Origin of the sequence: Fluviicola sp. (assembly GCF_030151805.1) — a bacterium.
Taxonomy (GTDB): Bacteria; Bacteroidota; Bacteroidia; order Flavobacteriales_D; family Crocinitomicaceae; genus Fluviicola.
In genome coordinates this window covers 1-6132 of the sequence record NZ_JASLCN010000215.1, presented here as the reverse complement: position 1 = coordinate 6132, position 6132 = coordinate 1, and the positions used below count along the sequence as shown (strand labels likewise).

Below are 6132 nucleotides of genomic sequence, written 5' to 3'. Positions count from 1 at the left end.
CAAATCAGCTGCTCTAGCCAACTGAGCTACACCGGCATTAAAGTTTGGTTTTATTACGATTTTAAAGAACGATTCTTAAAGTGTTTTTTCCGTTTGGGTTTGCAAATGTAGTAAAGAAATAAACAACTGCAAGGGTTTTGACGAAAAAAAATTAAAAAAAATTAGGCGGCCTTTCGGGCCGCCTGTCTAAATAATTCATTTTCAATTACTAATTCGCTAACTTACCTTTATATTTTTTTACCTGTGTTCGCAAGGCATCGACGCACAAATCCGCCGCTTCTTCAAAAGATTTGCATTGTTTTTTAGCAAACAATTCTTTCCCGGGCATTAATATTTTCACTTCGGCTATCTTATTTTCTTTGTCAGAATTCTTATCCAATCTTAAAAAAACCTCCCCTACAATAATGTGATCAAAAAATACCTGAAGTTTTTCAACTTTCTCATTAATAAAATTAATCAATTTTTGATCTGCTTTGAAATGGATAGAATGCACTTTAACGTCCATGACTTTTACTTTTTGCGCCCACGTGGATGGGCATGTGAATATATCGAGTTTATTTGAGCAAACGAATTATGCGTGTAAACCTGGGTTGCCGATAAGTTAGCATGTCCCAAAAGTTCTTTCAAAGTTTCCAGTCCTGCACCGTTATTTAACATGTGAGTTGCAAACGTATGTCGCATGACGTGTGGGCTTTTCTTCTGCGAATTCGTTACACTTCCAAGATATGTATTAATTTTCCGATAAACAAACTTTGCATATAATTTTCTACCATCTTTATTTACAAATAACATTATTTGGCTATCTGGCCCGTCGGGCTTCAATTGCTGGTAAGAACGGATGATTTCAAACAGTGCTTTTCCTATCGGAATGATCCGCTCCTTATTCCTTTTCCCTAATACTTTGATACTGTTGGCGCTTACATCTTTATTCTTCAAGCCGATCAGTTCACTCAAACGGATTCCTGTCTGATAAAACAATTCAAACATCAAACGATCCCTGACTCCTTCGAAATTAGCCGAAAACAATTGCTCGATTCTAGCACCGTCTATTTCGGATTCCTTTATAAACTGCGGAAGACGTTTTTCTACTTTCGGTCCGCGGATTCGCAACATCGGATTTTGTTCGATCTTCCCTTCTGCTATCAGCCATTTAAAAAAGGAGCGCAAACAGGAAATTTTCCGCGAAACCGTCCGGTTACTTTGTCCGTTTTCCAATAAATCAACCATCCAGGCTCTGACCAACTGAAAATTCACTTCCGGAAGTTGTTTGTCATTATTCAGTTCCGCAAAATCCAGGAACTGTGACAAATCCTTTTCATACGCCAGCAAGGTGTGCTGAGAATACCGCTTCTCGGTTTCTAAATAGATCTGAAATTGTTCTGCGGCATGCATAAGAGTTACTTTATATTTATGTCTTGTACGAAAAACCGGTGATTTGATTTTTTTCTTTCTTGTAAAGAAATCGGTTCAATTTGAACCGCTTCAACGCTTTGAACGATTTTGATGTCATTTATCCTTCCACTACAGCAAAATAAAACTCATCATCTCCTATATTTTCGTACACTGCTTATACCTATTCAAACGGGGAACGTTCTAAAATGTTGCAGAGTTTATCGAAACAAAAAAAAGACACATGCGTATGTGCCTTTTCATTTTATTCTGTTCAATACAGGTTATTCCTTGATCTGGTCTTTCAGCCATGACTCCAGTTTGCCATCAGCCTCCAACTTCACCAATTCGTCCATTTTTTTATCTTTCTTCAATTTCCCGGTCTTATATACCTTGATCATACTCAAGACCCCAGCCAGGTTACATTGAAGTGCATCGGTAGTATATTCGTTCTGCAAGGCATACCTCGTCCAGCCCCCCATGAAAATGATCAGAAGCTCACTGTTCTTTTTAGTGTATTCCGTTACATAAGCTTGCAGCGACAAGGTCACAGTAGGAGAACCACTAATCCATTGAATCAGTAAACCATACTGCAATTTGTGTAATTCTTCATTTTCATTGATCGGGGTGTTTTCAATCCAATCCATCGTAGCAATGACATTTGGCTCATTCGCTTTATAATCTTCTTTTGTTTCTGATGGTTTACTCAGAAGCTTGGATTGTTGGGCGGACACAGAAACAGTAAGGCTTGCAAAAAGGCTGATTAATGTGATTTTTAACAGGTGCATGTTTGTTCGTTTTAGTTGGTTTCGGTTACAATAATACAAAAGAAATTCATTCCACAAAAAAAGGAGCCCTAAGACTCCTTTTATAATATCGTGCGAATTACTCCTATTAAATCTCTTGAGATTTCATTTTTTGAGCATAAGCAGCGCGAATGTTCGCCTGACGATCAACCACAGATGGCTTCACGAATTCTTTGCGGCGACGCAATTCTTTCATGACATTTGTTTTGTCATATTTTTTCTTATACTTCTTAAGCGCTCTTTCGATGTTCTCGCCTTCTTTAACTGGAATGATTAACATATTCTATTTAAATTCTATTGTTAGCTTTTTAATTACCTATCCGCTGATAAGGAGCGCAAAGATATAAATCTTTTTTCTAAAATAATCCTCTTTTAAAAAAAAGTTGTTGAAAACTTTCAATTTACACCATACTCCGCGTGAGCCGGCGTTTCAACTATTTCAAAATTTCTCTGGAGATTACCAATTTTTGGATTTCGGAAGTTCCTTCACCAATCGTCATCAATTTCGCATCACGCAAGAATTTCTCAGCCGGATATTCTTTTGTAAAACCGTAACCACCCATGATCTGAACCGCCTCGTTTCCGCATCTTACAGCTACTTCAGAAGCATAATATTTCGCGAATGCTCCCTGAGTCGTCATTTTCTTCCCGCGGTTTTTGTAATCTGCCGCCTGGAACGTCAACAATTCAGCTGCTTCCACTTCTGTTGCCATATCAGCCAGTTTGAATCCGATTGCCTGGAACTTTCCGATCGGTTGACCGAACTGCTCACGCTCTTTCGCATATTTCACTGACGCTTCATAAGCTCCGCGTGCAATTCCACAAGAAAGTGCCGCGATAGAAATACGACCTCCGTCCAAAATGTGCATTGCCTGCTTAAATCCTTGTCCAACTTCTCCGATTACCTGAGACTCGTGAACGCGTACGTTATCAAAAATCAATTCTGCAGTTTCAGAAGCACGAACCCCCAACTTGTCTTTGATTTGAACTGCCGAAAAACCAGGAGTTCCTTTTTCAATGATAAATGCTGTAATTCCATTGGAATCCAACAATTCTCCCGTACGGATCAAAACAACTGCTACATCTCCGGATAAACCGTGAGTAATCCAGTTTTTAGCACCGTTAATCACCCAGTGATCTCCGTCTTTAACAGCAGTACATTTCATACGCATTGCATCAGAACCTGTATTTGGCTCTGTCAGACCCCATGCTCCGATAAATTCTCCTGAAGTTAATTTAGGAAGGTATTTTTTCTTTTGTTCTTCGTTTCCGTGGTAGTAAATGTGACCAGTACAAAGGGAATTATGTGCTGCAACGCTCAATCCGATTCCTCCACATACTTTTCCAAGTTCCATCAATGCAGTTGCATATTCGTAGTAAGAAAAGCCGCTTCCTCCATACTCTTCCGGGATGTAGATTCCTAATAAACCAAGCTCTCCCATTTGTTTCATGACATCAACAGGAAAATACTCATCAGCATCCCATTTATTCATATTCGGACGGATTTCTCTCTCCGCAAAATCACGCACCATTTGCGTGATCATTTTTTGATTCTCGTTTAGTTCAAAATTCATGATTAACAGTTTATTTGGGGTGTCCGTTAATTTACTTTTCGATTAATAATTTCTAATAGGTCACTAAATTAGTAATATTATTAGAGTAGTTTTTCAATTTTTCGTTACCATTTAGAAAATTTAACCCGACTAAGAAGTTAAACCCAGCCACTTCACCACCACATTTCTGAATCAACTCAGCAGCAGCGGAAGCAGAACCTCCGGTTGCCAGTAAATCGTCGTGGATTAGTACTCTTTCTCCTTTTTGAACAGCATCTACGTGCATTTCGATTGTCGCTGATCCATATTCCAAATCGTATGAATGACTGATTTTATGGTAAGGCAGTTTTCCCGCTTTGCGAATCAACACAAAAGGAATTCCCAATTCCATTGCCAAAGGATAACCGAATAAAAAACCACGGCTTTCGATTCCCGCAATTTTATCCAGTTTCTGATCCTTGTACATCGCTGCCAAATGTTGGACGATTTCTTTTGACAAAGCCGCATCCAACATAATCGGAGTAATATCTTTAAAGACAATTCCCGGTTTTGGAAAATCAACAACATCTCTGATTACTCCTCTTATTTTCTCTTCTATCATTCTTCAACTTTCAAGTAAAATTTCAGCTTCTCAAACAGTTCTTCCGTTACAAGCACCGACTTTCTAATATCGCGGAGCTCTTTGTAAAATCCGTTTTGCGAGCGCAATTTTACGAGAGAATTTGCCAAATTCCAAGAAATATATGGATGATATGATAATTCCTTTGTACTAGCGGTGTTGATATTGAGTTTCCGGATATTCTCCGGGTCAATGTGAATGTACTTTTGCCAGACCGCGATCTTTTCCGGAGTTGCCTGCCAAACCTCACTTAATTGTTCCGTAGAATAAAATCCGCCCAGTTCATCGCGCAGGCGAATAATCTGTTTCGCATCAAAAAACGTAATCTCTCCGGCTTTCAACACCTCATCCAGATCCGCCCGGTTGATATCGATGTGAACGAGCTTTTGTTCCATTTTGAACTCTGTCTGCTTGTCGAAGTTTTTCGGTCTTTCCGGATAAACCGCAGAATCTTTGATGAGCGAATACAATTCATCTGAAATCACGAAAATGCGTTTCAACTCTTCGTTGGAATAGATTTTTCTGCTGGTGAACTTCAATACGATAGCACTTTGTTTTTCCGAAAGTCCCAAAGCCATCCACTGTTCTAAGGTATACTCATTGGGATTGAATTTCGATGAAGGCCTGGAATAGGCTTTCTTTTTCCAGGTATTCCGGTAGTTGAATCCTGTTTGGCGCTCCAAATTTCGCGTCACCTCCTTTTCATCCGTCGTCCATTGTTCCAGTTTCACTTCTGGTTTCGGACGGAAATACTGAATCAAATCCGGGAGAATAAAAATGAGAACCAGCAAAATCGTGAAAATGATAATGCCTCGTTTAGTAGATTTTGAATAGTGATTGTGCGTCATGTTGTTTCTGTTAGCGGTAGTAGGCCAGATCTTCTATCAGAAGCGGGATTGTTTCCCGGATATCTTTTGGGTGATAATCCAATAATTGTTCGGCTTTCGAAAGATCAAATCCGGTTTTCGGAGGTCGTTTTGCAGCTTGATTCAACGTTTGAGAAGAGATCGTTTCGATCACAGGTACTGTGTCAATGTTCAGTGCTTTCCCCACTTCAATAACAATTTCATCTACCGAACGAATCACCGGTCCGGAAAGGTGAAAAATTCCTTTTTGCTGTCTCAAAACGATTTCCACACAACCGTAAGCCAGATCATCTGCCCAGGTCGGTGCGCGAAACTGATCGTTTACCAGTTTCATCTTTTCTCCTTTCGGCAATGCTTCCAAAGCCCACAAAATCATATTGGAGCGCGACAAGCCGAACCCGGTTCCGTAAACGATAATGGTTCGGGCAATTGACCAGTTTTGATTATTCTTATCCTCCAGCAATAACTTTTCAGCTTCTACTTTCGACTCCGCATAAACGCTCAACGGATTTACCGCATCTTCTTCTGAGTATTTGCCTTTTTCACCGTCAAAAACGAAATCCGTTGATAACAATTCAAAATGTGCTCCGATCAATTTTGAAGCTTCGTAAAGTGCTTTGGTTGCCAGCACATTGACCAAACGACATTCTTCCGGATTCAACTCGCAGTAATCGACATTCGTCAGGGCCGCAGTATGAATAATTGCCGTCGGATTCTCTTTGACAACCAAACGGATAATTGCTTCAAACGCCGTTAAATCAACATCAATGTAATGATCCTCGGGACAATCCGGATTTCTGTTTGGTCCTTTGGAAGTTGCAACAAACGAAATTCCTTGTTTGATACATCGTTTGACAATTTTCTGTCCCAACAAACCGTTTGAACCCGTTATCAGAATC

The 6132-nt window shown here is 39.8% G+C and carries 8 protein-coding genes; all 8 read right to left on the bottom strand.

Features of this window, described 5'->3' with window-relative positions; genetic code table 11:
* Positions 1 to 208: 208 nt before the first annotated feature.
* Positions 209 to 505 (bottom strand): HPF/RaiA family ribosome-associated protein, encoded by a 297-nt coding sequence (locus tag Q1V93_RS08140; RefSeq protein WP_124746869.1) that lies wholly within the window; start codon positions 503 to 505, stop codon positions 209 to 211.
* Between the two features lie 5 nt (positions 506 to 510).
* Positions 511 to 1392 (bottom strand): tyrosine-type recombinase/integrase, encoded by an 882-nt coding sequence (locus Q1V93_RS08135; RefSeq protein WP_300663608.1) that lies wholly within the window; start codon positions 1390 to 1392, stop codon positions 511 to 513.
* Between the two features lie 281 nt (positions 1393 to 1673).
* Positions 1674 to 2177: a hypothetical protein gene (locus tag Q1V93_RS08130; protein WP_300663606.1), complete on the bottom strand. Its 504-nt coding sequence runs from the start codon at positions 2175 to 2177 to the stop codon at positions 1674 to 1676.
* A 106-nt stretch (positions 2178 to 2283) separates the two neighbouring features.
* A complete protein-coding gene (gene rpsU, locus Q1V93_RS08125) occupies positions 2284 to 2475 on the bottom strand; it encodes a 30S ribosomal protein S21 (RefSeq protein ID WP_124746872.1) in 192 nt (63 codons plus the stop codon).
* Positions 2476 to 2629: 154 nt separating this feature from the next.
* Positions 2630 to 3769: an acyl-CoA dehydrogenase family protein gene (locus Q1V93_RS08120; RefSeq protein ID WP_300663603.1), complete on the bottom strand. Its 1140-nt coding sequence runs from the start codon at positions 3767 to 3769 to the stop codon at positions 2630 to 2632.
* Between the two features lie 52 nt (positions 3770 to 3821).
* Positions 3822 to 4349 carry an adenine phosphoribosyltransferase gene (locus Q1V93_RS08115; RefSeq protein ID WP_300663601.1) on the bottom strand — a complete coding sequence of 176 codons (528 nt, stop codon included), beginning with the start codon at positions 4347 to 4349 and terminating at the stop codon, positions 3822 to 3824.
* Entirely contained in the window at positions 4346 to 5158 is an 813-nt protein-coding gene (locus Q1V93_RS08110) for a helix-hairpin-helix domain-containing protein (protein ID WP_300663599.1), read from the bottom strand. The genes Q1V93_RS08115 and Q1V93_RS08110 overlap by 4 nt, the downstream gene beginning before the upstream one ends.
* 67 nt (positions 5159 to 5225) lie before the next feature.
* The coding region (locus tag Q1V93_RS08105; RefSeq protein ID WP_300663597.1) for an SDR family oxidoreductase at positions 5226 to 6132 on the bottom strand (907 nt) is incomplete at its 5' end.

Excerpts from the sequence above, each read along its gene's own strand:
- Q1V93_RS08135 (WP_300663608.1), bottom strand. The coding sequence starts at position 1,392 with ATGCATGCCGCAGAACAATTTCAGATCTATTTAGAAACCGAGAAGCGG.
- Q1V93_RS08130 (WP_300663606.1), bottom strand. The coding sequence starts at position 2,177 with ATGCACCTGTTAAAAATCACATTAATCAGCCTTTTTGCAAGCCTTACT.
- Q1V93_RS08115 (WP_300663601.1), bottom strand. The coding sequence starts at position 4,349 with ATGATAGAAGAGAAAATAAGAGGAGTAATCAGAGATGTTGTTGATTTT.
- rpsU (WP_124746872.1), bottom strand. The coding sequence starts at position 2,475 with ATGTTAATCATTCCAGTTAAAGAAGGCGAGAACATCGAAAGAGCGCTT.
- Q1V93_RS08140 (WP_124746869.1), bottom strand. The coding sequence starts at position 505 with ATGGACGTTAAAGTGCATTCTATCCATTTCAAAGCAGATCAAAAATTG.
- Q1V93_RS08120 (WP_300663603.1), bottom strand. The coding sequence starts at position 3,769 with ATGAATTTTGAACTAAACGAGAATCAAAAAATGATCACGCAAATGGTG.